Raw genomic sequence first — 23656 nt, 5'->3', positions numbered from 1 at the left:
ACTTTATGGCAGATTATGGTTCAAATAATGATAGGGGCTATACCCTACTTTTGCGAGTGGAAGAAACAGGCACTTCGACCGCTAATAACACATCTACTGTTCGAGTCCAACTCTGGCTAAAGAATGGTTATACGACCTTTGGGATGTATGACTGTAGGGCAAGTGTGACTATCAATGGGCAGACACTTTCTTGGTCAGGGCGACCAGATATGTACACGGCTCATAGTTCCCTTCACTTGATTGATAAGACCATTACTGTGCCGCATGATTCTAATGGGTCAAAAACCATCAGTTTTTCTGCGACCTTCTCAGGATCTGGTGGTTGGTCACCTGGCACCTTAAATACAGGGTCACAAACGCTACGCTTAAGTGATATCCCACGGTCATCGAGTGCTACAGTTTCTGGGAATATGATGGGACAAGCCGTAACCATAACGATTAAACGTGCCAGTAGTGATTTTACCCATAACATGACCTGGCATTTTGGCAGTCTAAGCGGCACGATTGGAACAGGCATTGCGACCTCTGTAACGTGGATGCCTTCGATTTCTCAACTAGCAACTCAAATACCAAATAGCACCTCAGGTAATGGGCATTTAACGCTGGCCACTATCTATGGTGGTAAGACAATAGGTTCTATGACAATTCCCATTACCCTCAACCTACCGACGTCAGTTGTTCCAACCTTGGGCAGTATTTCTATTTCAGAATCCCATGCCACTGCAAAAACGATTTTAACTGGCACCAGTTTTGCCCAGTTGGTGTCCAATCCTAAAGTGACCTTCAATCAAGGAGCGGGTATTTACGGATCGACGATTCCTTCGACGGGTTTTCGCGCAGAGGTCTTTAAGTTTGAGAACAATCAGTGGGTTCAACTTCAAAATGTCACTAGTAGTAATAACGGACTATTGGGTGGAATAAACTGGATTGGTCGAGCTAAGGTCTCTGCCTATGTGACCGATTCGAGAGGGCGACAAAGTGCTCGAAAAGAAGTGGAGATAACCCTATTAGAGTATTTCAAGCCTATCTTTTCATTCTCAGCGGTTCGAGCTGGTTCTAGTATGAATCAGGTGACGGTCATACGAAAGCTTAAGATTGCCCCTTTAACCATCAATAGTGTCCAAAAGAACAAGGCGGCCTTGACATGGGAAGTAGTCGATTTAGCAAGCGGTCAGAAGGTCACAAACGCTGGTGGTGCCGCCAACTGGACGTCAACTACGGAACACACAAAGACCGATTTCCAAGCTATTTTAGGTGGCACCTATGATACCACCAAATCCTACACCATTATTGGAAGGCTAGAAGATCTCTTTTACTCCACGACCTTTGAATTTACCATTGGTCCAGAAAAAGTTGTCTACGGCTTAAGTTCATCTGGTATGGGGATAGGGAAAGCCTGGACAAGAGGCGTGCTCGATGTGGATGGGAGCTTACCTGCTTATTTTGACGGGGACATTTATATGAAGAATAAGAAACTTCTTGATATTTTCTATCCAGTGGGTGTTATTTACGAGTCAACTTCAAGCTCTAATCCCTCAACATTTATGGGAGGCACTTGGGAGCGGTTTGGCAACGGTCGGATCTTGGTTGGTGTGTCTGAGAATGAAAGTGAGTTTAATAGCGTCAATCAGTCAGGTGGTAGTAAGACACATACCTTGACCATTGATGAAATGCCATCTCACTCACACGCTCAGTATGTGACGGCTAACAATGGTTCAGGAGCTGTTCGTCGTGACTACTCTTCAGATGGCAGCTCTACGATTTATCCGCAAGGAAATAACACAGGAAATACTGGTGGCGGTAAGCCACACAATAACTTACAACCTTACGTCACGGTTTACCGTTGGCGTAGGGCAGCATAAGAAAGGAAAGTGTCATTATGAAAGAATTACTGGCAACAAATAAAGTCCTCTTCTCAGCGATTGGAGGACTTATCGGATCAATCTTTGGAGAAGTCGATGGCTTTCTCTTTGCATTGATGGTTTTTATTTCCATCGATTACATCACAGGTCTCATGGCAGCAGCCGTTGAGAAGAAATTAGCTAGCAATATTGGGTTTAAGGGCATCTTCAAAAAAATTGTCCTTTTATTTTTGGTAGCAGTAGGACAAATCATTGATGAGCATGTCTTGAAACAAGGGGGCATGGTTCGTACTGCCATCATCTTTTACTATCTCTCAAATGAAGGCTTGTCCATCATTGAGAATGCGGCTAGGATTGGACTACCAGTTCCTGAGAAGTTGAAAGATGTGCTGAAACAATTGAAACAAGGAGATTAGGATGACTTTTTTATCAAAGATTAAAGACGGTTGTTTAGCATCTTGGGAGCATGGTATTCTTCCTTCCGTGTCAGCAGCACAAGCTATCTTAGAGAGTGGTTGGGGAGAGTCTTTGTTAGCACAATACCCTAATCATAATCTCTTTGGAATCAAAGCTAGTTCTGATTGGAAGGGAAAACGTGTTGACCTTCCAACTCAAGAATACATTGATGGGAAATTCGTCACGGTTGAGGCTACCTTTAGAAAGTATGACTCATGGGAGGAATCCATTAAAGATCATGCGTTGTTCTTTTCAGAAACAGCATGGCGACGTAGCCATTACCAAAACGTGCTCGGTGAAGAAGACTATAAAAAAACCTGTCTCGCTTTACAAGCGTCAGGTTATGCGACAGATCCTAACTATGGGTCAAAATTGATTACACTTATTGAAGCACATCATCTCAACACTTGGGATGACCGTATTTTAAACAAAAAAGGAGAAACGACTATGAGTAAACATTTAGTTATCTGCGGACATGGACAAGGACAAACAGGTTATGATCCTGGAGCAACGAATCCTAGTTTAGGTATTACTGAAGCAGGAAAGGTTCGTGAGTTTGCGAATCTGATGAAGAAGTATTCTGGGAATCGGATTGATTACATCACTGACCATAATGTCTATAACTACCGCAGTATTGGTAGTTTGGGAAATGGCTATGAGTCGATTACGGAACTTCATTTCAACGCTTTTAATGGACAAGCGAGAGGAAGTGAAATTCTGATTTATTCAGGCTACACAGCTGATAGTTTAGACCAAAAACTGCTAGCTATTCTAGCCAAGCGTTTTACGAATCGTGGTTTTAAACAAGTGAACTGGCTCTACAATGCCAATGTCTCAGCAAGTCGAGGATACAATTATCGATTGGTGGAGATTGCCTTCATCGATAATAATAGTGATGTGGGCATCTATGAAGCCAATAAAGACAGTATGGCTCGTGAATTTGTACAAGCCATCACTGGGCAAGCTCAAGTAATTTCACCCAGTCCCAATACTCCTCAATCAAGGGTTACTTCCTATCATGTTGGTGACCCTGTTACTGTTCAACAACATGCGACGCATTACCAGACAGGTCAAGCGATTTCGTCATGGGTTAAAGGCAAAACTTTCAAGGTTATTCGTGTGAAGGATGTTAATCAATCCAATAGTAAGAAAGCCTACCTGCTTGAGGGAATTAACTCATGGGTCTTGGAACAAGATGTCAAAGGCACAACGAACGGACATAGTGAACAGACTTATACGGTTCAAAAGGGTGATACCCTTTATGGTATTGCACGGAAGTTTAAGACCAGTGTCAGTGAATTGGTGCGACTTAACAGCATCATCAATCCAAGTCTGATCTCAGTTGGACAGAAGTTGAAACTAAAATAAGCTACACAATAGGCAGCTTTAATGGTATACTATTAAGTGTAGAAAAGTGAAGACGGTGGTTCCTAAATCCTGAAAGAGAGAGGTGATGCCTATGGGCAATTCATCAAAATCTGATGGAAAGGAGGGAGCTTTCTTTTGACCGCTTTTGAAGTCGTGCAAATCATCATTGGTTTTGGTAGTTTTACCGTTGCTTTGATTGGCTTGTGCTATAAAATCTTCAAAGATGACGACAAAAAGAAATAACCCGTCCCCACTTTTGACCGAGTTGTTGGACGAGTTATAGTCTAATTAAACGAGTCACCGTCTTTTTAACGGTCCTACATTGGGGGGTGGATTGCCGTCCAGCTCCTTTTTATAAGTTCATTATAACATACTTGTATCTCAGCGTGTTGAAATAGCCACGCTTTTCCTTTTTGCTTTTTCCAAAAACTGCGGAAAATTTGTTTCCAAATTTACTTAGTAATATGGAGGGAGTAGGTTTGCGAAAAGCTTGACTTATCTTCCCTTTAGAGTGATATATGGTGTACAAAAGTTATAGGAAGGAGCCTGAATGGCAGTAAGGTTAATTAAGACAAAAAGTAATCGTAAAAAACAACGTGTCTGTGCTTATACTAGGGTGTCAACAACAAATAGTAGTCAGCTTGATTCCCTTGAAAACCAGAAGGCTTATTTTGAAACATTCTATGTCAATCGGGAGGACGTCGATTTTCTCGGAGTCTATTACGATAAGGGGATTTCTGGGTCTAAGGAGAAACGACCGAGTTTTCAAGCTATGCTTGAAGCTTGTAGGCAAGGTCAGATTGATTTGATACATACCAAGTCCATTTCACGGTTTGCGAGGAATACCATGACGGTACTTGAAGTCAGTCGTGAGTTGAAAGCCCTAGGTGTTGGTATCTATTTTGAAGAGCAGAACATCAATACCTTATCCAATGAAGGAGAGGGCATGCTTTCAGTTCTTGCCAGTTTGGCAGAGGAAGAGTTGCAAAGCATGAGTGACAACCAGCGGTGGGCCTTTCAGAGAAAGTTTCAACGTGGGGAGATGGTCATCAACACCAAGCGATTCATGGGTTATGATGTGGACGATAAAGGAGAGTTGGTCATCAATGAAGCAGAAGCACAGATTGTGAGACGGATTTTCCAACTTTATCTTGATGGTATGGGGATGCATCGAATAGCTAAACTTTTAAATCAAGAGAATGTGCCTACGGTGACAGATGCTAAATGGCATGATACAACTGTTCGAAATATCCTAAAGAATGAAAAGTACAAAGGAACTGTCCTTCTTCAAAAATATTTTCATGTTGGTATCAATTGGCCTAAGAGATTAAACCAAGGTCAGGTAGAGCAATATTTGATTGAAGATAACCATGAGCCAATTGTTTCAAAAGAAGTCTGGCAGGCTGTCCAAGATAAGCTTGCAAGCAAAACTTGGAAACAGGGAGTCAATAAGCACTATCGATTTACGAGTATGCTTAAATGCGAGTATTGTGGGTCAACCCTCAAACGCCAGGTTACCTACAAGAAACAAATAGTTTGGTGTTGTTCCAAGTATATTAAAGAAGGTAAGGCTTCCTGCCGAGGCATGCGCGTGCCTGAGAAAGCTATTGAAGAGTGGAAACTTAGGACACCTGTAACAGTGATAGAAAGGAACGAATATGGGCAAAAACATTACAGTTATTCCAGCCAAGAAAGTGCAGCTGACGGTCACCCATCAGCAAGCAACCAAAATAAGAGTGGCAGCCTATTGTCGGGTGTCCACCGACCAAGACGAACAGCTATCAAGCTATGAGAACCAAGTATCTTACTATCGTGATTACATCTTAAAACATGAAGATTATGAGCTTGTGGACATCTATGCGGACGAAGGCATTTCTGCAACCAATACCAAAAAACGAGAAGCCTTTAACCGACTGATACAGGATTGTAGAGCAGGTAAGGTGGATAGGATTTTAGTTAAGTCCATTAGTCGTTTTGCCAGAAACACCTTGGATTGTATCAAGTATGTCCGTGAGCTGAAAGAATTGGGGATTGGTGTCACTTTTGAAAAGGAGAATATTGATAGCCTTGACTCTAAAGGTGAGGTATTACTCACGATTCTTTCTTCTCTTGCCCAAGATGAATCACGCTCCATTTCAGAGAATGCGACATGGGGCATTCGTAAGAAGTTTGAACGTGGAGAGGTTCGTGTCAATACCACCAAGTTCATGGGGTATGATAAAGATGAGAATGGTAAGCTAGTCATTAATCCAGAGCAAGCAGAGGTAGTTAAACATATCTATCAACAGTTCCTAAAAGGCTACAGTCCAGAAAGCATTGCCAAGGAACTTAACACTAACGGTATCAAGGGATGGTCAGGAAAAGCCAACTGGTATCCTAGCAGTATTCTCAAAATGCTTCAGAATGAGAAGTACAAAGGTGATGCCTTACTTCAGAAAACCTACACGGTGGATTTCCTTACAAAAAAGCGAACAGAGAATGATGGGCAGGTCAATCAATACTATGTGACCAATAATCATGAAGCCATTATTGATACAGAAATGTGGGACACTGTTCAAGAAGAATTGGCAAGGCGAAAAGACTTCAGAGAAAAGCACAAGCTGAAAACCTATATCATGCAAAGTGACGACAATCCTTTTACCACTAAGGTCTTCTGTGCCGAGTGTGGTTCTGCCTTTGGACGAAAGAACTGGACGACCAGTCGAGGTAAACGCAAGGTTTGGCAGTGTAACAACCGCTACAAGGTCAAGGGACAGATTGGTTGCCAGAACAACCATATTGATGAAGAAATGCTTGAGAAAGCCTTCATGAAGGCAGTGGAATTGCTTCAGGAACATAGAGCAGATGTGGTGGTTAAGTGGCAAAAGTTAGAAAAGGGAACTAATCTGCTGCATAAGCACTATGCCAAACAAATGTATCAGTTACTAGATTTAGAGAAATTTGATGGAACTATCATGAACAAAGTTTTAGATCACATCAGTATTTCAGAAGTCGGACAAATTATCGTGATTTTCCTAGAAGGAACTGAAGTAGAATTATAAGAGACTGTGACTGAGAGGATGCAGTCTTTTTGTGGTTTTAGTGGTATAATTACTTAAGGAGTATAAAGCATGGGTGAAAATTTGAATTCTAATATAGATCCTCGAATTATATTTAAACAATTACCTCCAGCTACAATAATCAAAGGTTTTGTAGCTGGTGAGACCAAATGTAATTATGAAATTTATCTATTGGAATTGCTTAATAAATCAGTATATTTTCGGGAAAAAGGTAAATCTAAATTTCACGCACCTGAAGACGAGAGCCACGGGGAATGTGATGCTGTAGCAGATGATTACAAGATAGACTTCAAGCTTCTTTCTTCAAGTAGTAGACTGCAGGCAAGCAGTTTATTTTCACCTAGTATCACTAATCTTGGAAATGGGATTACTGCAATTGGAGAAAGTAGAAATCCGAACGGGGAAATAAAAGCAACTCAGATTCATGCTGCGTTTCGATTTAGAACTGTATCTGATTTAATACGACTCAAGGTAAAGCGTCAACATGTTAGGAAACAATGCCTTGAAAAAGATATTATAAAAGTCCTAAATATGCTTGAGAAGCAGAAAAATCTCCTTTTATTTTTCCCTTACATTTTTTATACGGAAGAAGAAATTAGCACTAATGAACTAGATGATATCATTTTAAATGCAATAAGCTATGATTTTTCTTCTCTTTTCGCCTACAGGCACATAAAGGTACAATCGTTTGAAACTTATTTACTTACTATTGTACGTGATGAGTTTAATATTTTTAAGATATCCAACAAAAGGCTAAAACTCATTGAAAAACTCAGTTGTTCGGAATTACCTACTTTTGTTAAATTAAAAAGTTATTCTATCTAAAAGGGGAAATGTTTTGGTTAATCCAGAGTTTTATGAAAAAATAGCTAAAATATTCTGTGGAGATGATTTAGAACTATTCAAGTACAAATCCGGCCCAGACCTAGTTCACTTTTTTAATAATAATTTCAAAATATCTGATAGCTATGGACAGGGCTTTCCAACAAGGTGGAGATATGTAAATCAAAAATTATTAGATTTTTCTTCAGTAGGAAAGATTGATGAGTATTTCAATATAATTCTTTCTAAACAGTATCTTTTAACAGAAAGACAAATCAGTGAAATTGATGCACTTGTGCATCAACAAAGAATATTAGATGAACTGAATAAAGTATGCTCGGTTTACTCGCTAAAACTATCTCAAAAAGATGGTGCATTTCATTTAGTAGAAATTGATTTAGATCTGATTGAAATTGGTAGTGGTGGTTTTGCAAATATTTATTTCCAAAAATCAACAGGACTAGTATTGAAAAAACTTAATGAGGAATCTGCAAGAAGCGCTTCAATCCGAAGCCGCTTTAAGCGTGAATATGAAATAACTAAATCTTGTTCAGATATTGGAAGTATCATTAAAGTGTATGATTTTGATATTGGTAATTGCTCATATACTATGGAGAAAGCAGATAATATATTGGATGACTTTGTTAAAGAAAGTTTTTTGACAGAGGATTCTCAAATTAATATTATTCGACAAATTTTGTATTCGATGTCACTAGTTCATCAAAGAGGCGTGCTACATAGAGATTTGAGTCCGACCAATATATTCTTCATAAATGGTATAATTAAATTAGCTGATTTTGGATTGGGGAAAAATCTGAATACGTTAACTTCTCATCAAACTATGGATACGGCGTCTTTTGGGCAACTTTTTTATTGTGCTCCAGAGCAACTTACCCTGTTGAAAGATGCTGATAAACGCAGTGATGTTTACTCACTAGGACGTATAATAAATTTTGTAATGACAAAAAATCCTAACGATTTTTCCCACTCATTACGTTCAATTAGTGAGAAAGCAACTAATTTAAATCCAGAATATCGATATGAAGATGCTACTAACATGTTAGAAAAACTCAATAGATTAGTTAGTATCAGAGGTGATGAAAAATATGAAGTAATGATATGGGATAAGATTTCAAATCAAAAAATTGATTCGGATGTGGAAAATTATATCTATGAATTATCTGGTATAGACTTATGTCAAAAGTGTATGCAGAAAGGTAATATTTTTTTAGATGCGCTATTTGAATTTGTAAAAATAGATGATAGTCATGCAATCTACATAGTCCAACAGATAGGCTCTCATTATAAAACTCAGTTAAAGAAATTCGAAGATGCGGATATTTTTGCAAACTTTGCCTACAGAATTTTGAAAGGGAATTTTACTTATACTATAAATGAAGTTGCAGCTACAATATTGAGATATGTTGCTTTTGAAGTTAATCGATTTAATGCGCAACACAAAATCGATGATTTAAAGGCACGTGGATTAGAACCTTTAATTGAAGACATCTTAGAAAGATGAATTATTGCTAGCAAAGAGAATTATTTTCGTTCCATAGTATAATCCTAATTTTGACCAATCTCATTTCGTTCCATAATATAGGTAATACCTATCAACACATGTGGAGTGTGTGGCTCTGCTCGTAAAAGCCTAGAAACTTTTTAACGAAAGGAATATTAAAAAGCCTTAGATAATCGACTGACCTATTACCAAAAAATCGAAGGGGCTCTACTTGCCATTGCACAAACACCAGGAAATAGTTTGCCAACTATGCAGCTGTTAGATGAGTTAGTTCTTCCAAAAGACATTACCATAGCAGATGTCAGTCAAAGTATCCAAGAATTTGAAATAGAAAGAGATGCCCTTCAAGAATTTTTTGACGATATGCTGAAGACTTATACAACCTACCAAGAAATGAAAGATTATATTAAATCTCGTGAAGCGAACACTCCTAAGCAAGAGACAGAAGAAAAATCACTTTGAAGACTGTAGACTTAACATAAGTAAAAAATAACCATATATGATATCGCTTTCATTCTTATGTTTTTTGTGATAAACTAATTAAAGAAATAATTTTTATACTTTATTATGGAGGTTCTTATGAAGAAAGTGTTAGTGAGTAGTCTTTGGGTTTTAGGGATTACGATAACGTTACAAACAGTAGTTGAGGCTAAGGGGCCAAAAGTAGCTTATACACAAGAGGGAATGACTGCTCTTTCGGACACAAATAAAGATAAAGTCACTACTATTTCTATTGACGAGATTCAAAAAAGCTTAGAAGGTAAGAAGCCGATTACTGTTAGTTTTGATATTGATGATACACTGCTTTTCAGTAGTCAATATTTTCAATATGGTAAAGAATATGTAACTCCTGGATCGTTTGATTTTCTTCATAAACAAAAATTCTGGGATCTTGTTGCAAAACGAGGAGATCAAGATTCCATTCCCAAAGAATATGCTAAAAAATTAATTGCTATGCATCAAAAACGAGGAGATAAAATTGTTTTTATAACAGGTAGGACAAGAGGGTCAATGTATAAGGAGGGCGAGGTTGATAAAACAGCTAAAGCCTTAGCTAAAGATTTTAAATTAGACAAACCAATTGCTGTAAATTATACAGGCGATAAACCTAAAAAGCCATACAAATATGATAAATCATATTATATTAAGAAATATGGTTCAGACATTCATTATGGAGATAGTGATGACGATATTCATGCAGCTAGGGAGGCCGGTGCTAGACCAATTAGAATTTTAAGAGCACCTAATTCTACAAATCTACCTTTACCAGAAGCTGGAGGCTACGGTGAAGAGGTTCTCGAAAATTCAGCTTACTAGTATCTTTATTAGTTAACATAGTATTATCTATCAATTTTTAGATTTGTAATAAGAAGTGCTAAAAAAGTAGCAAATCAATGATATGCTAATAAGGGAAGTTGGAGTAGTTTAGATTGATTATTAATGACTGATCTTCTCCCCTCTCGGTAACAAGAAGTTTTTCTAACAAATGCCTGTCTAAAAAAATTGAATCATAATTTTTTAATAACTCTTTTGGCGTGAACAAGGAATTTGTAATCAGTCATCTAATTCTATAATACAATACTTTGGGGTTGTTTCCGTATCATTATTAATAATATGTATCAGAAAGGAGATGTTTTTTGAGAGTTTATGAAAATAAAGAAGAGTTGAAAAAAGAAATAAGTAAAACATTTGAGAAATACATTATGGAATTTAATAATATTCCAGAGAATCTAAAAGATAAAAGAATTGATGAAGTTGATAGAACTCCAGCAGAAAACCTTTCTTATCAGGTTGGCTGGACCAACTTGGTTCTTAAATGGGAAGAAGATGAAAGAAAGGGACTTCAAGTAAAAACACCATCGGATAAATTTAAATGGAATCAACTTGGTGAATTATATCAGTGGTTCACAGATACCTACGCTCATTTATCTCTGCAAGAGTTGAAAGCAAAATTAAATGAAAATATTAATTCTATCTATGCAATGATTGATTTGTTGAGTGAGGAAGAATTATTTGAAGCGCATATGAGAAAGTGGGCTGATGAAGCGACTAAAACAGCGACTTGGGAAGTGTATAAGTTTATTCATGTAAATACGGTTGCACCTTTTGGAACTTTCAGAACTAAAATCAGAAAATGGAAGAAGATAGTATTATAAATTATATTTTTAACTTTAAAAAATTTCATAAAAATGGTTACCAAAGGCGATAGAAGAAAAAACTATCGTCTTTTTCTTTATAAAGTATTAGATGAGGAAAAGAAATATTATTTTTTCTAATACAAATATTAAATTCTCACGATAGATGTAATATATCTTGCTATTTCTTCAGGCTCTTCAGTAAAGTCATGATCTATCCAATTTAAAATAATACTTTCAATTGTTGAGATATAAATACCAAGAGCGAAAGAATATGGAACTTGATATGCTGTTTCCAGTTGTTTTTGTAAGTCTGGTATATCGGAATGTGTAATCATCTCTTTGATATAGTTTTTAATTATGTTGTCAATATTCGGAAAAAACAAAGGATTTAATAATTTCTTTATTTATATACATATAGCTAAGCATCTCCTTTAAGACCACTTCTTCATATAATAAATCATTATTTAAAATTTTTGTGATATCATCAAAGATTATTAAAATAGACTCCCTAAGGAAGTCTTCTTTTGAATTGTAATGATTATAGAAAGATCTTCTACTAAGTCGAGCTTTTTTTGCTAAATCGCTAACTTTAATTTGCTCAAAGCTCCTCATCTTTAACAATTCTGAGAAAGCTTTTAAAAATTTTAAATTAGTGTTATCTGAACTTACCAATATACTATCACCTTTATATAAAATCTTAAAGTTATAAATCTTATCGAATGTGATTATACAATACAAATTCAAATAATAGTTCACATTTATCGAGATAATGTAAAACAGTAAAACTTTAAAAAAAGTAAAAATAGATAACTTTATTGGTTAATCTATTTTTACTTTTGAAAAGGAGAGAAGTTATGCTTAGGAAGTATAAGCAAAGAAATTATAATGTCGCACATACGAAACAGCGTTTTTCGATTAAGAAATTCAAATTTGGTGTAGCATCGGTATTAATTGGATTGACATTTCTAGGAATGAGTAGTCATTCTGTTTTGGCGGATGAGTCAAGCATTATGAGTACTGAGGTACCACAAACAGCTGGTGTAAAACCGGAAGTTACTGTTACACAGCCTACTTCAGATGTAACAAGTCTTGCGACAGATACGTCAACTTCAGCAGTGTTATCAACAGATGCATCTCATTCTAATCCTACAGAATCAGCGGAGCATGCTGTAGGATTAGAATGCTGAAGATGCAGCGGTTCCAGTGACACACGAAAAAGAAGCAAATAAAACATTGCGAGTTACTTCTTCTTCCACATCTGAATTCACAGAGTGGACTAATGTCAAATAAGTAGACAGAAAACCGTGTTATTTTATTGCGTTAAAATAATTTTCTTCTTTCTGATTAGGGGTTAGTCCTAGATTAGCCGTATGTGGGATGTAATTGTTATAAAAATTCTCAATGTATTCAAAGCAGTCTAATTGAACCTGTTTGATATTTTGATAATGTTTTCGGTTGATTTGTCTATGCTTTAAATACTTGAAAAATGCTTCAGTTACGGCATTATCATAAGGATATCCAGGTTTAGAAAAAGAATGCATGATATTGTTGTCATCAATTATTTTTCTAAATTCCCTGGCCTTAAATTGTGACCCTTGGTCGGAATGAAAGAGAAGTGTTCCTTCAATCTTTCTTTTATTAAGAGCTAATTCTAGAGTGTTACATGCTAACTTTGCATCCATACGGTGACTCAATTTCCAAGCAATACATTTTCTAGAATAGAGATCAAGTATTGCGCAGAGATAGACATATTTCTTATATCCAATAGAAATATAGGTGAAGTCAGTAGACCATACTTGATTAGGTTTGTCAGGATAAAATTTCTGGTTGAGTAAGTTTTGAGGATACGTTTTTTGAGTCTTTTTAAGAGCTGTTTTTGGCTTAACGGTAGCCATTTTAGGGAGCGCCATATTCTTCATCAGATGGTAAATTCTTCCTTCAGAGATTTTTGTGTCGTAGTCTCTTTGAAGAATGACTTTGATAGACTTCACACCAAGTCTTTTGTTTGCTTTGGTATAAATCTCAAGTATTTGTTTTTTATAAATTTGATTATCCAATTCTCTTTTTGAGGGCTTATGTTTTAGAAATTTATAGTAAGTGGAGCGATTGCCACGTAAAACACGACACAAGGTTGTTGTGGCGTGTTCAAAGCGTAACCGATAGACAGCGAGGAGTCTTATTTAAGTTTTGCATGAATATGGCACTTGCTTTTTTTAGGATAAGGTTCTCCTCTTCAAGCTGCGCATTACGTTTTTGTAACTCTTGTATTTGCTTGGCAGTAAGTACAGAATTATCTTCGAGTTTGAATTGAGAGTACTGTTTGATCCATTTTGCAAGCGCAGAAGTGGATACCCTATAGTCTTTACAGAGTTCAGACTGAGTTTTTCCAGTTTGATAAAGGTTAACAAGAGATTGTTTGAATTCTTCATCATAGCGTTTAAATGTTGACATAGGTTGTCCTTTCGTTTTTGTGTCTTTTAAAACAGATTGTAACACACAAAGTTTTGTCTACTTTTATAGTATACATCTACCCTTTGGCAATACCAAAAGTTTGAGCAGATTAGTTGAGATGTGCAGGAAGTTTTGATTATCGCAAGAGAGAATCATCAAGTGACTCATGAACACGTGTCAATCTTATTGACCTGCGTTCATGAATTGATTGTGGAAGTCAATCAAACACAGCCACTCAGTCGTGAGTTTCGTGAAAAGTATATGGGTTAGGAGGCTGCAATTGTTTATCGTTATCGTACCAATCTCAAAAAAGTCTTTCTAACAGATTCAGAATTGAATCAATTAAATGAGCGGATTGCTAAGAGCAATTGTCAAAATTTCTCAGTCTATGCTAGAAGAGTTCTTCTTAATCCCAATATGTCATTTGTCACGATTAACACGGATTGGAAATAACATCAATCAAATTTCGCGTGCTATCAACCAAAGCCATCTAATTTCTCAGGCTCAGTATCACTTTCATCGAGAAGCACGTTAAGCCCAACAGCAGGGGGGGTGCTCTGATTCGGTTAAGTAATAAGCAAAATCCTCACCAATTTTCCCAGTAATAAGAGGCGTTGTTGAGGTATAGGGATTACCTGTGCCATAGTCGATGATGGTCACAAAATGACCATTCCCCATAAAAGGGCCAACCAAAACTTCACCTGTGGCCGTTTTTTGATGTCAACACCAGTATTTTGGATGTACCCCTTAACATGCCCTTTGGTATCTGCAACAGAGATAATATGACCAAAGGAAGAATCACCGATGACTTTAACCGTAATCTTGCTATCGCCTTTTTGATTAGCCGCTAATATTTGATTAGCAATCAGGGTGCGACCAAGAGCAACTGTTGAAGACGACAAGGTATGATGTTTTTCCTGAGCCAATTTAACAGTCTCGGTGCTATCGAGGACATAAGACCTGAAGGCACCAGAGGCAGAAATTGATTTAATAATTTTATCCATAACCTATGTTATAGCACAAAGAGAGAGTTTGTATGGACTGGATTAGCTGAAAATTTTAGACTAAAAAGTAGTGCCAGTGGATTTTGAAAGGTAACAAAAGAGTCTTCCGTTTAAACGAGAAGGCTGTTTTTAGTCGTTTCAGATGAAGGCAAAAGGACGATGAAATAATTCCGTACCTTCATGGATTGCTATGTTACTGGCATGAGGTCTCACGATATTTAGTAAGATATTTGTTTGAAGATATTCCCACGTATTTTTTAAAGGTTTTAAGAAAATGTGTGGTGTCGTAAAAATGTAATAATTTCGCTACTTCCCCAATCGGTACCCCTCTTTGCAGTAGTAATTGTCCCTCCTTAATTTTTGCCTTTAGAATATAACTTTGCAAGGAAATGTCAGAGTATTTTTTAAAAACCGAGCGTAAGTGGGAATTTGAGATATATAGGTAGTTGGCAATATCAGATACTTTGAGTTTGGAGTAGAGGTGGTTGTCCACATAATGGAGAATACTATTGTACATTTGCTGCTTGTCAGAGATGCTCTTATTGGTTAAGGATTCTGAAAAATCAATAAGAGCTGCACAGCGAATTCTTGAAACATCAATAAGATCAGGAGCCTCTTCGTTTAAAGCCATATAGTGCTTTACCAGCGCATAACTTTTAGCCACATCAGTATTTTTCTCGAAACTTAATTCTAGTAATTTTGTTAAGTAAACAACAGTTAAGTTCTTTTCAGCTCTTAGGGCAGGGATTGAAGATGAGGTAACACTGGATGATGGGAGGCGATTAATTTCTTGCTTTAACAGTTGAGTGTTACCCAGCTTAACGAGATCAATAATGTGATTGAGATGGTTTAAAACAGTGGGTAACTGAAAAGAGTTTTTCTTAGTATGTTTTAGGTGAAGAACAATATCAGGATCCGCAACAATCTGTTCTGACTCTTCTAATAAATGATTGATGGCTTGTTGGCAACTAGCCTCAAACTGTGTTTGGAAAAAGGCATCGATAGACACAAGAAGACTACGTATACTGGTAGTAGGAAAACAAGGGACAAGCTTTATATAGGATAAGATTTCTTTTTTACTACGATGAGAAAATTGTTCTAGAAAGCGACTGGATAACTGTTCTTGCCTATTGATATCAGGGCTATAGGGATAAAATGGTCCAATAGCAATAAGATATTGACAGACAGGAAAAATTAAGAATGATTCTTCAAAAAGACCCTCATAAACAGTGATATCTTGGTTATAAGGGATAGCTAAATGTTTTAAAAACTGATAGTAAGGCAACAGATAGTCTTCGTTACCATATAACTGAACGAGTTCCTTGTCTCGTGACATGACTGAAATAGGTAGTTGAGATATGGTATGCAATGTTTGAACATGTTTAAAATCGAATGTAACCATTTGATAGACCGCCTTCATTATCATTTCTAGAATTTTTCTTTAGGTTTGTAAAGACTACAAAATAAAATGATGAAAACAACTATCTTGTGGATACACTAAAAAGACACGCTAATTAGCAAACTCTCTCTTCATCATCTCTCACCATTATTATACTACTATTTATATGACAAATAAAGGTGATTTTGTTAAAAATATAACTTTGAAAATCCACATATATTTTTAATCTTCCGTCTGAAAAAATAAATAAAAATAGTAAAAATAAACACGAATTTAAAATAAGCAAATTTTTTAAGAAAATCTGTGCTAAACTTTAATAGTTTTGTGCTTAATAATAATCAGCACTTACAAAGAACAAAGGGAAAAGCGAGGAGAGAACTTTTAATGAAATTATCGAAGAAGTTATTGTTTTCGGCTGCTGTTTTAACAATAGTGGCGGGGTCAACTGTTGAACCAGTAGCTCAGTTTGCGACTGGAATGAGTATTGTAAGAGCTGCAGAAGTGTCACAAGAACGCCCAGCGAAAACAACAGTAAATATCTATAAATTACAAGCTGATAGTTATAAATCGGAAATTACTTCTAATGGTGGTATCGAGAATAAAGACGGCGAAGTAATATCTAACTATGCTAAACTTGGTGACAATGTAAAAGGTTTGCAAGGTGTACAGTTTAAACGTTATAAAGTCAAGACGGATATTTCTGTTGATGAATTGAAAAAATTGACAACAGTTGAAGCAGCAGATGCAAAAGTTGGAACGATTCTTGAAGAAGGTGTCAGTCTACCTCAAAAAACTAATGCTCAAGGTTTGGTCGTCGATGCTCTGGATTCAAAAAGTAATGTGAGATACTTGTATGTAGAAGATTTAAAGAATTCACCTTCAAACATTACCAAAGCTTATGCTGTACCGTTTGTGTTGGAATTACCAGTTGCTAACTCTACAGGTACAGGTTTCCTTTCTGAAATTAATATTTACCCTAAAAACGTTGTAACTGATGAACCAAAAACAGATAAAGATGTTAAAAAATTAGGTCAGGACGATGCAGGTTATACGATTGGTGAAGAATTCAAATGGTTCTTGAAATCTACAATCCCTGCCAATTTAGGTGACTATGAAAAATTTGAAATTACTGATAAATTTGCAGATGGCTTGACTTATAAATCTGTTGGAAAAATCAAGATTGGTTCGAAAACACTGAATAGAGATGAGCACTACACTATTGATGAACCAACAGTTGATAACCAAAATACATTAAAAATTACGTTTAAACCAGAGAAATTTAAAGAAATTGCTGAGCTACTTAAAGGAATGACCCTTGTTAAAAATCAAGATGCTCTTGATAAAGCTACTGCAAATACAGATGATGCGGCATTTTTGGAAATTCCAGTTGCATCAACTATTAATGAAAAAGCAGTTTTAGGAAAAGCAATTGAAAATACTTTTGAACTTCAATATGACCATACTCCTGATAAAGCTGACAATCCAAAACCATCTAATCCTCCAAGAAAACCAGAAGTTCATACTGGTGGGAAACGATTTGTAAAGAAAGACTCAACAGAAACACAAACACTAGGTGGTGCTGAGTTTGATTTGTTGGCTTCTGATGGGACAGCAGTAAAATGGACAGATGCTCTTATTAAAGCGAATACTAATAAAAACTATATTGCTGGAGAAGCTGTTACTGGGCAACCAATCAAATTGAAATCACATACAGACGGTACGTTTGAGATTAAAGGTTTGGCTTATGCAGTTGATGCGAATGCAGAGGGTACAGCAGTAACTTACAAATTAAAAGAAACAAAAGCACCAGAAGGTTATGTAATCCCTGATAAAGAAATCGAGTTTACAGTATCACAAACATCTTATAATACAAAACCAACTGACATCACGGTTGATAGTGCTGATGCAACACCTGATACAATTAAAAACAACAAACGTCCTTCAATCCCTAATACTGGTGGTATTGGTACGGCTATCTTTGTCGCTATCGGTGCTGCGGTGATGGCTTTTGCTGTTAAGGGGATGAAGCGTCGTACAAAAGATAACTAAATAAAAGGCTACTTCTTAAGTAACCATGTTTAAGAAAAGAGAAATAGCCTTATTTCTCTTTTTGTCGTTTTTAAAATAAAGGAACATCATGAAACAAACATTAAAACTTATGTTTTCTTTTCTGTTGATGTTAGGGACTATGTTTGGAATTAGCCAAACTGTTTTAGCGCAAGAAACTCATCAGTTGACGATTGTTCATCTTGAAGCAAGGGATATTGATCGTCCAAATCCACAGTTGGAGATTGCCCCTAAAGAAGGGACTCCAATTGAAGGAGTACTCTATCAGTTGTACCAATTAAAATCAACTGAAGATGGCGATTTGTTGGCACATTGGAATTCCCTAACTATCACAGAATTGAAAAAACAGGCGCAGCAGGTTTTTGAAGCCACTACTAATCAACAAGGAAAGGCTACATTTAACCAACTACCAGATGGAATTTATTATGGTCTGGCGGTTAAAGCCGGTGAAAAAAATCGTAATGTCTCAGCTTTCTTGGTTGACTTGTCTGAGGATAAAGTGATTTATCCTAAAATCATCTGGTCCACAGGTGAGTTGGACTTGCTTAAAGTTGGTGTGGATGGTGATACCAAAAAACCACTAGCAGGCGTTGTCTTTGAACTTTATGAAAAGAATGGTAGGACTCCTATTCGTGTGAAAAATGGGGTGCATTCTCAAGATATTGACGCTGCAAAACATTTAGAAACAGATTCATCAGGGCATATCAGAATTTCCGGGCTCATCCATGGGGACTATGTCTTAAAAGAAATCGAGACACAGTCAGGATATCAGATCGGACAGGCAGAGACTGCTGTGACTATTGAAAAATCAAAAACAGTAACAGTAACGATTGAAAATAAAAAAGTTCCGACACCTAAAGTGCCATCTCGAGGAGGTCTTATTCCCAAAACAGGTGAGCAACAGGCAATGGCACTTGTAATTATTGGTGGTATTTTAATTGCTTTAGCCTTACGATTACTATCAAAACATCGGAAACATCAAAATAAGGATTAGCATGGGACAAAAATCAAAAATATCTCTAGCTACGAATATTCGTATATGGATTTTTCGTTTAATTTTCTTAGCGGGTTTCCTTGTTTTGGCATTTCCCATCGTTAGTCAGGTCATGTACTTTCAAGCCTCTCACGCCAATATTAATGCTTTTAAAGAAGCTGTTACCAAGATTGACCGGGTGGAGATTAATCGGCGTTTAGAACTTGCTTATGCTTATAACGCCAGTATAGCAGGTGCCAAAACTAATGGCGAATATCCAGCGCTTAAAGACCCCTACTCTGCTGAACAAAAGCAGGCAGGGGTCGTTGAGTACGCCCGCATGCTTGAAGTCAAAGAACAAATAGGTCATGTGATTATTCCAAGAATTAATCAGGATATCCCTATTTACGCTGGCTCTGCTGAAGAAAATCTTCAGAGGGGCGTTGGACATTTAGAGGGGACCAGTCTTCCAGTCGGTGGTGAGTCAACTCATGCCGTTCTAACTGCCCATCGAGGGCTACCAACGGCCAAGCTATTTACCAATTTAGACAAGGTAACAGTAGGTGACCGTTTTTACATTGAACACATCGGCGGAAAGATTGCTTATCAGGTAGACCAAATCAAAGTTATCGCCCCTGATCAGTTAGAGGATTTGTACGTGATTCAAGGAGAAGATCACGTCACCCTATTAACTTGCACACCTTATATGATAAATAGTCATCGCCTCCTCGTTCGAGGCAAGCGAATTCCTTATGTGGAAAAAACAGTGCAGAAAGATTCAAAGACCTTCAGGCAACAACAATACCTAACCTATGCTATGTGGGTAGTCGTTGGACTTATCTTGCTGTCGCTTCTCATTTGGTTTAAAAAGACGAAACAGAAAAAGCGGAGAAAGAATGAAAAAGCGGCTAGTCAAAATAGTCACAATAATTCGAAATAATAAAATCAGAACCCTCATTTTTGTGATGGGAAGTCTGATTCTCTTATTTCCGATTGTGAGCCAGGTAAGTTACTACCTTGCTTCGCATCAAAATATTAATCAATTTAAGCGGGAAGTCGCTAAGATTGATACTAATACGGTTGAACGACGCATCGCTTTAGCTAATGCTTACAATGAGACGTTATCAAGGAATCCCTTGCTTATAGACCCTTTTACCAGTAAGCAAAAAGAAGGTTTGAGAGAGTATGCTCGTATGCTTGAAGTTCATGAGCAAATAGGTCATGTGGCAATCCCAAGTATTGGGGTTGATATTCCAATTTATGCTGGAACATCCGAAACTGTGCTTCAGAAAGGTAGTGGGCATTTGGAGGGAACCAGTCTTCCAGTGGGAGGTTTGTCAACCCATTCAGTACTAACTGCCCACCGTGGCTTGCCAACAGCTAGGCTATTTACCGACTTAAATAAAGTTAAAAAAGGCCAGATTTTCTATGTGACGAACATCAAGGAAACACTTGCCTACAAAGTCGTGTCTATCAAAGTTGTGGATCCAACAGCTTTAAGTGAGGTTAAGATTGTCAATGGTAAGGATTATATAACCTTGCTGACTTGCACACCTTACATGATCAATAGTCATCGTCTCTTGGTAAAAGGAGAGCGTATTCCTTATGATTCTACCGAGGCGGAAAAGCACAAAGAACAAACCGTACAAGATTATCGTTTGTCACTAGTGTTGAAGATACTACTAGTATTATTAATTGGACTCTTCATCGTGATAATGATGAGAAGATGGATGCAACATCGTCAATAACGATGTTGTGAATGGCTTACTTACTTATCAAATAGGTGACTAATGATGATTGTGAATAATGGTTATCTAGAAGGGAGAAAAATGAAAAAGAGACAAAAAATATGGAGAGGGTTATCAGTTACTTTACTAATCCTGTCCCAAATTCCATTTGGTATATTGGTACAAGGTGAAACCCAAGATACCAATCAAGCACTTGGAAAAGTAATTGTTAAAAAAACGGGAGACAATGCTACACCATTAGGCAAAGCGACTTTTGTGTTAAAAAATGACAATGATAAGTCAGAAACAAGTCACGAAACGGTAGAGGGTTCTGGAGAAGCAACCTTTGAAAACATAAAACCTGGAGACTACACATTAAGAGAAGAAACAGCACCAATTGGTTATAAAAAAACTGATAAAACCTGGAAAGTTAAAGTTGCAGATAACGGAGCAACAATAATCGAGGGTATGGATGCAGATAAAGCAGAGAAACGAAAAGAAGTTTTGAATGCCCAATATCCAAAATCAGCTATTTATGAGGATACAAAAGAAAATTACCCATTAGTTAATGTAGAGGGTTCCAAAGTTGGTGAACAATACAAAGCATTGAATCCAATAAATGGAAAAGATGGTCGAAGAGAGATTGCTGAAGGTTGGTTATCAAAAAAAATTACAGGGGTCAATGATCTCGATAAGAATAAATATAAAATTGAATTAACTGTTGAGGGTAAAACCACTGTTGAAACGAAAGAACTTAATCAACCACTAGATGTCGTTGTGCTATTAGATAATTCAAATAGTATGAATAATGAAAGAGCCAATAATTCTCAAAGAGCATTAAAAGCTGGGGAAGCAGTTGAAAAGCTGATTGATAAAATTACATCAAATAAAGACAATAGAGTAGCTCTTGTGACATATGCCTCAACCATTTTTGATGGTACTGAAGCGACCGTATCAAAGGGAGTTGCCGATCAAAATGGTAAAGCGCTGAATGATAGTGTATCATGGGATTATCATAAAACTACTTTTACAGCAACTACACATAATTACAGTTATTTAAATTTAACAAATGATGCTAACGAAGTTAATATTCTAAAGTCAAGAATTCCAAAGGAAGCGGAGCATATAAATGGGGATCGCACGCTCTATCAATTTGGTGCGACATTTACTCAAAAAGCTCTAATGAAAGCAAATGAAATTTTAGAGACACAAAGTTCTAATGCTAGAAAAAAACTTATTTTTCACGTAACTGATGGTGTCCCTACGATGTCTTATGCCATAAATTTTAATCCTTATATATCAACATCTTACCAAAACCAGTTTAATTCTTTTTTAAATAAAATACCAGATAGAAGTGGTATTCTCCAAGAGGATTTTATAATCAATGGTGATGATTATCAAATAGTAAAAGGAGATGGAGAGAGTTTTAAACTGTTTTCGGATAGAAAAGTTCCTGTTACTGGAGGAACGACACAAGCAGCTTATCGAGTACCGCAAAATCAACTCTCTGTAATGAGTAATGAGGGATATGCAATTAATAGTGGATATATTTATCTCTATTGGAGAGATTACAACTGGGTCTATCCATTTGATCCTAAGACAAAGAAAGTTTCTGCAACGAAACAAATCAAAACTCATGGTGAGCCAACAACATTATACTTTAATGGAAATATAAGACCTAAAGGTTATGACATTTTTACTGTTGGGATTGGTGTAAACGGAGATCCTGGTGCAACTCCTCTTGAAGCTGAGAAATTTATGCAATCAATATCAAGTAAAACAGAAAATTATACTAATGTTGATGATACAAATAAAATTTATGATGAGCTAAATAAATACTTTAAAACAATTGTTGAGGAAAAACATTCTATTGTTGATGGAAATGTGACTGATCCTATGGGAGAGATGATTGAATTCCAATTAAAAAATGGTCAAAGTTTTACACATGATGATTACGTTTTGGTTGGAAATGATGGCAGTCAATTAAAAAATGGTGTGGCTCTTGGTGGACCAAACAGTGATGGGGGAATTTTAAAAGATGTTACAGTGACTTATGATAAGACATCTCAAACCATCAAAATCAATCATTTGAACTTAGGAAGTGGACAAAAAGTAGTTCTTACCTATGATGTACGTTTAAAAGATAACTATATAAGTAACAAATTTTACAATACAAATAATCGTACAACGCTAAGTCCGAAGAGTGAAAAAGAACCAAATACTATTCGTGATTTCCCAATTCCCAAAATTCGTGATGTTCGTGAGTTTCCGGTACTAACCATCAGTAATCAGAAGAAAATGGGTGAGGTTGAATTTATTAAAGTTAATAAAGACAAACATTCAGAATCGCTTTTGGGAGCTAAGTTTCAACTTCAGATAGAAAAAGATTTTTCTGGGTATAAGCAATTTGTTCCAGAGGGAAGTGATGTTACAACAAAGAATGATGGTAAAATTTATTTTAAAGCACTTCAAGATGGTAACTATAAATTATATGAAATTTCAAGTCCAGATGGCTATATAGAGGTTAAAACGAAACCTGTTGTGACATTTACAATTCAAAATGGAGAAGTTACGAACCTGAAAGCAGATCCAAATGCTAATAAAAATCAAATCGGGTATCTTGAAGGAAATGGTAAACATCTTATTACCAACACTCCCAAACGCCCACCAGGTGTTTTTCCTAAAACAGGGGGAATTGGTACAATTGTCTATATATTAGTTGGTTCTACTTTTATGATACTTACCATTTGTTCTTTCCGTCGTAAACAATTGTAAGGTGTCGTTGAAATTATTAAATAATAGAAAATG

At 36.6% G+C, this 23656-nt stretch carries 19 protein-coding genes and 6 pseudogenes; 20 read left to right on the top strand and 5 right to left on the bottom strand.

Annotated features, from left to right (window positions below; all coding sequences use genetic code 11):
• Positions 1-5: 5 nt before the first annotated feature.
• The 12 genes and pseudogenes from EGX70_RS04330 to EGX70_RS04280 all read left to right on the top strand — a co-directional run bounded on the left by EGX70_RS04330 (position 6) and on the right by EGX70_RS04280 (position 11245).
• Positions 6-1862 (top strand): DUF859 family phage minor structural protein, encoded by a 1857-nt coding sequence (locus EGX70_RS04330; protein ID WP_000796413.1) that lies wholly within the window; start codon positions 6-8, stop codon positions 1860-1862.
• 17 nt (positions 1863-1879) lie between these two features.
• Positions 1880-2278, top strand: a complete 399-nt coding sequence (locus tag EGX70_RS04325) for a holin family protein (RefSeq protein ID WP_000661349.1) — start codon at positions 1880-1882, stop codon at positions 2276-2278.
• 1 nt (position 2279) lies between these two features.
• Positions 2280-2657, top strand: a pseudogene (locus EGX70_RS11185) (glycoside hydrolase family 73 protein); the annotation flags it as partial.
• A 108-nt stretch (positions 2658-2765) separates the two neighbouring features.
• Positions 2766-3683 (top strand): annotated as a pseudogene (locus tag EGX70_RS04320) (LysM peptidoglycan-binding domain-containing protein); the annotation flags it as partial.
• A 138-nt stretch (positions 3684-3821) separates the two neighbouring features.
• A complete protein-coding gene (locus EGX70_RS04315; RefSeq protein ID WP_000123549.1) occupies positions 3822-3929 on the top strand; it encodes a putative holin-like toxin in 108 nt (35 codons plus the stop codon).
• Positions 3930-4236: 307 nt separating this feature from the next.
• Positions 4237-5478, top strand: a complete 1242-nt coding sequence (locus EGX70_RS04310; RefSeq protein ID WP_000290969.1) for a recombinase family protein — start codon at positions 4237-4239, stop codon at positions 5476-5478.
• Entirely contained in the window at positions 5441-6727 is a 1287-nt protein-coding gene (locus EGX70_RS04305; RefSeq protein ID WP_000102375.1) for a recombinase family protein, read from the top strand. Before EGX70_RS04310 ends, EGX70_RS04305 begins: the two co-directional genes overlap by 38 nt.
• Positions 6728-6796: 69 nt before the next feature.
• Positions 6797-7570, top strand: coding sequence for a hypothetical protein (locus EGX70_RS04300; RefSeq protein WP_000504420.1), 774 nt, complete (start codon positions 6797-6799; stop codon positions 7568-7570).
• A gap of 13 nt (positions 7571-7583) precedes the next feature.
• The gene (locus EGX70_RS04295; protein ID WP_000247957.1) at positions 7584-9089 is read left to right on the top strand and encodes a serine/threonine-protein kinase; all 1506 of its coding nucleotides are present in this window, start codon (positions 7584-7586) and stop codon (positions 9087-9089) included.
• Positions 9090-9305: 216 nt separating this feature from the next.
• On the top strand, positions 9306-9551 hold the full coding sequence (locus EGX70_RS04290) for a helical hairpin domain-containing protein (RefSeq protein WP_338322624.1): 246 nt from the start codon (positions 9306-9308) through the stop codon (positions 9549-9551).
• 117 nt (positions 9552-9668) lie between these two features.
• Positions 9669-10406 carry an acid phosphatase AphA gene (gene aphA, locus EGX70_RS04285; RefSeq protein ID WP_123947957.1) on the top strand — a complete coding sequence of 246 codons (738 nt, stop codon included), beginning with the start codon at positions 9669-9671 and terminating at the stop codon, positions 10404-10406.
• A gap of 320 nt (positions 10407-10726) precedes the next feature.
• Positions 10727-11245, top strand: a complete 519-nt coding sequence (locus tag EGX70_RS04280; protein WP_001267096.1) for a ClbS/DfsB family four-helix bundle protein — start codon at positions 10727-10729, stop codon at positions 11243-11245.
• A gap of 128 nt (positions 11246-11373) precedes the next feature.
• Here the strand turns inward: EGX70_RS04280 and EGX70_RS11180 are convergent, their stop codons facing one another.
• The gene (locus EGX70_RS11180; RefSeq protein ID WP_001878804.1) at positions 11374-11562 is read right to left on the bottom strand and encodes a TetR-like C-terminal domain-containing protein; all 189 of its coding nucleotides are present in this window, start codon (positions 11560-11562) and stop codon (positions 11374-11376) included.
• A gap of 28 nt (positions 11563-11590) precedes the next feature.
• Entirely contained in the window at positions 11591-11899 is a 309-nt protein-coding gene (locus EGX70_RS11175) for a TetR/AcrR family transcriptional regulator (RefSeq protein ID WP_001876114.1), read from the bottom strand.
• 182 nt (positions 11900-12081) lie between these two features.
• On the opposite strand from EGX70_RS11175, the gene EGX70_RS04270 reads away from it, so the two are divergent.
• Positions 12082-12414, top strand: a complete 333-nt coding sequence (locus EGX70_RS04270; protein WP_000944932.1) for a YSIRK-type signal peptide-containing protein — start codon at positions 12082-12084, stop codon at positions 12412-12414.
• Between the two features lie 120 nt (positions 12415-12534).
• On the opposite strand, the pseudogene EGX70_RS04260 reads toward EGX70_RS04270, so the two are convergent.
• Positions 12535-13678 (bottom strand): annotated as a pseudogene (locus EGX70_RS04260) (IS3-like element ISSag5 family transposase).
• Between the two features lie 81 nt (positions 13679-13759).
• Here EGX70_RS04260 and EGX70_RS11060 point away from each other — a divergent pair.
• Together EGX70_RS11060 and EGX70_RS04255 are read left to right on the top strand one after the other, a co-directional pair.
• A pseudogene (locus tag EGX70_RS11060) lies at positions 13760-13948 on the top strand (hypothetical protein); the annotation flags it as partial.
• A gap of 9 nt (positions 13949-13957) precedes the next feature.
• Positions 13958-14186, top strand: a pseudogene (locus EGX70_RS04255) (plasmid mobilization relaxosome protein MobC); the annotation flags it as partial.
• Position 14187: 1 nt separating this feature from the next.
• On the opposite strand, the pseudogene EGX70_RS04250 reads toward EGX70_RS04255, so the two are convergent.
• Together EGX70_RS04250 and EGX70_RS04245 are read right to left on the bottom strand one after the other, a co-directional pair.
• Positions 14188-14682: pseudogene (locus EGX70_RS04250) on the bottom strand (Hsp33 family molecular chaperone HslO); the annotation flags it as partial.
• A 193-nt stretch (positions 14683-14875) separates the two neighbouring features.
• The gene (locus EGX70_RS04245) at positions 14876-16084 is read right to left on the bottom strand and encodes a YSIRK-targeted surface antigen transcriptional regulator (protein WP_123948145.1); all 1209 of its coding nucleotides are present in this window, start codon (positions 16082-16084) and stop codon (positions 14876-14878) included.
• 381 nt (positions 16085-16465) lie between these two features.
• On the opposite strand from EGX70_RS04245, the gene EGX70_RS04240 reads away from it, so the two are divergent.
• From EGX70_RS04240 to EGX70_RS04220, 5 genes are all read left to right on the top strand, one after another.
• Positions 16466-18130, top strand: a complete 1665-nt coding sequence (locus EGX70_RS04240; protein ID WP_000777399.1) for a SpaH/EbpB family LPXTG-anchored major pilin — start codon at positions 16466-16468, stop codon at positions 18128-18130.
• An 88-nt stretch (positions 18131-18218) separates the two neighbouring features.
• Positions 18219-19142, top strand: a complete 924-nt coding sequence (locus EGX70_RS04235) for a collagen binding domain-containing protein (RefSeq protein WP_000815035.1) — start codon at positions 18219-18221, stop codon at positions 19140-19142.
• Position 19143: 1 nt separating this feature from the next.
• Positions 19144-20061 carry a class C sortase SrtC1 gene (srtC1, locus tag EGX70_RS04230; RefSeq protein WP_000529914.1) on the top strand — a complete coding sequence of 306 codons (918 nt, stop codon included), beginning with the start codon at positions 19144-19146 and terminating at the stop codon, positions 20059-20061.
• Entirely contained in the window at positions 20018-20869 is an 852-nt protein-coding gene (gene srtC2, locus EGX70_RS04225; protein ID WP_000746885.1) for a class C sortase SrtC2, read from the top strand. The genes srtC1 and srtC2 overlap by 44 nt, the downstream gene beginning before the upstream one ends.
• An 81-nt stretch (positions 20870-20950) precedes the next feature.
• The gene (locus EGX70_RS04220; RefSeq protein WP_001868236.1) at positions 20951-23623 is read left to right on the top strand and encodes a SpaA isopeptide-forming pilin-related protein; all 2673 of its coding nucleotides are present in this window, start codon (positions 20951-20953) and stop codon (positions 23621-23623) included.
• The last annotated feature ends 33 nt before the right edge of the window (positions 23624-23656 follow it).

Source organism: Streptococcus sp. FDAARGOS_522, assembly GCF_003812445.1.
Lineage (GTDB): Bacteria > Bacillota > Bacilli > Lactobacillales > Streptococcaceae > Streptococcus > Streptococcus agalactiae.
The sequence above is the reverse complement of the archived record's forward strand: the minus strand, read 5'-3'. Positions and strand labels throughout refer to the sequence as shown.

What these genes read in the sequence shown, in the direction of transcription:
- EGX70_RS04240 (WP_000777399.1), top strand. Translation starts at nt 16,466, where the DNA reads ATGAAATTATCGAAGAAGTTATTGTTTTCGGCTGCTGTTTTAACAATA.
- srtC1 (WP_000529914.1), top strand. Translation starts at nt 19,144, where the DNA reads ATGGGACAAAAATCAAAAATATCTCTAGCTACGAATATTCGTATATGG.
- EGX70_RS04330 (WP_000796413.1), top strand. Translation starts at nt 6, where the DNA reads ATGGCAGATTATGGTTCAAATAATGATAGGGGCTATACCCTACTTTTG.
- srtC2 (WP_000746885.1), top strand. Translation starts at nt 20,018, where the DNA reads ATGAAAAAGCGGCTAGTCAAAATAGTCACAATAATTCGAAATAATAAA.
- EGX70_RS04325 (WP_000661349.1), top strand. Translation starts at nt 1,880, where the DNA reads ATGAAAGAATTACTGGCAACAAATAAAGTCCTCTTCTCAGCGATTGGA.
- aphA (WP_123947957.1), top strand. Translation starts at nt 9,669, where the DNA reads ATGAAGAAAGTGTTAGTGAGTAGTCTTTGGGTTTTAGGGATTACGATA.
- EGX70_RS11180 (WP_001878804.1), bottom strand. Translation starts at nt 11,562, where the DNA reads ATGATTACACATTCCGATATACCAGACTTACAAAAACAACTGGAAACA.
- EGX70_RS04220 (WP_001868236.1), top strand. Translation starts at nt 20,951, where the DNA reads ATGAAAAAGAGACAAAAAATATGGAGAGGGTTATCAGTTACTTTACTA.
- EGX70_RS04235 (WP_000815035.1), top strand. Translation starts at nt 18,219, where the DNA reads ATGAAACAAACATTAAAACTTATGTTTTCTTTTCTGTTGATGTTAGGG.
- EGX70_RS04245 (WP_123948145.1), bottom strand. Translation starts at nt 16,084, where the DNA reads ATGGTTACATTCGATTTTAAACATGTTCAAACATTGCATACCATATCT.
- EGX70_RS04310 (WP_000290969.1), top strand. Translation starts at nt 4,237, where the DNA reads ATGGCAGTAAGGTTAATTAAGACAAAAAGTAATCGTAAAAAACAACGT.
- EGX70_RS04300 (WP_000504420.1), top strand. Translation starts at nt 6,797, where the DNA reads ATGGGTGAAAATTTGAATTCTAATATAGATCCTCGAATTATATTTAAA.
- EGX70_RS04270 (WP_000944932.1), top strand. Translation starts at nt 12,082, where the DNA reads ATGCTTAGGAAGTATAAGCAAAGAAATTATAATGTCGCACATACGAAA.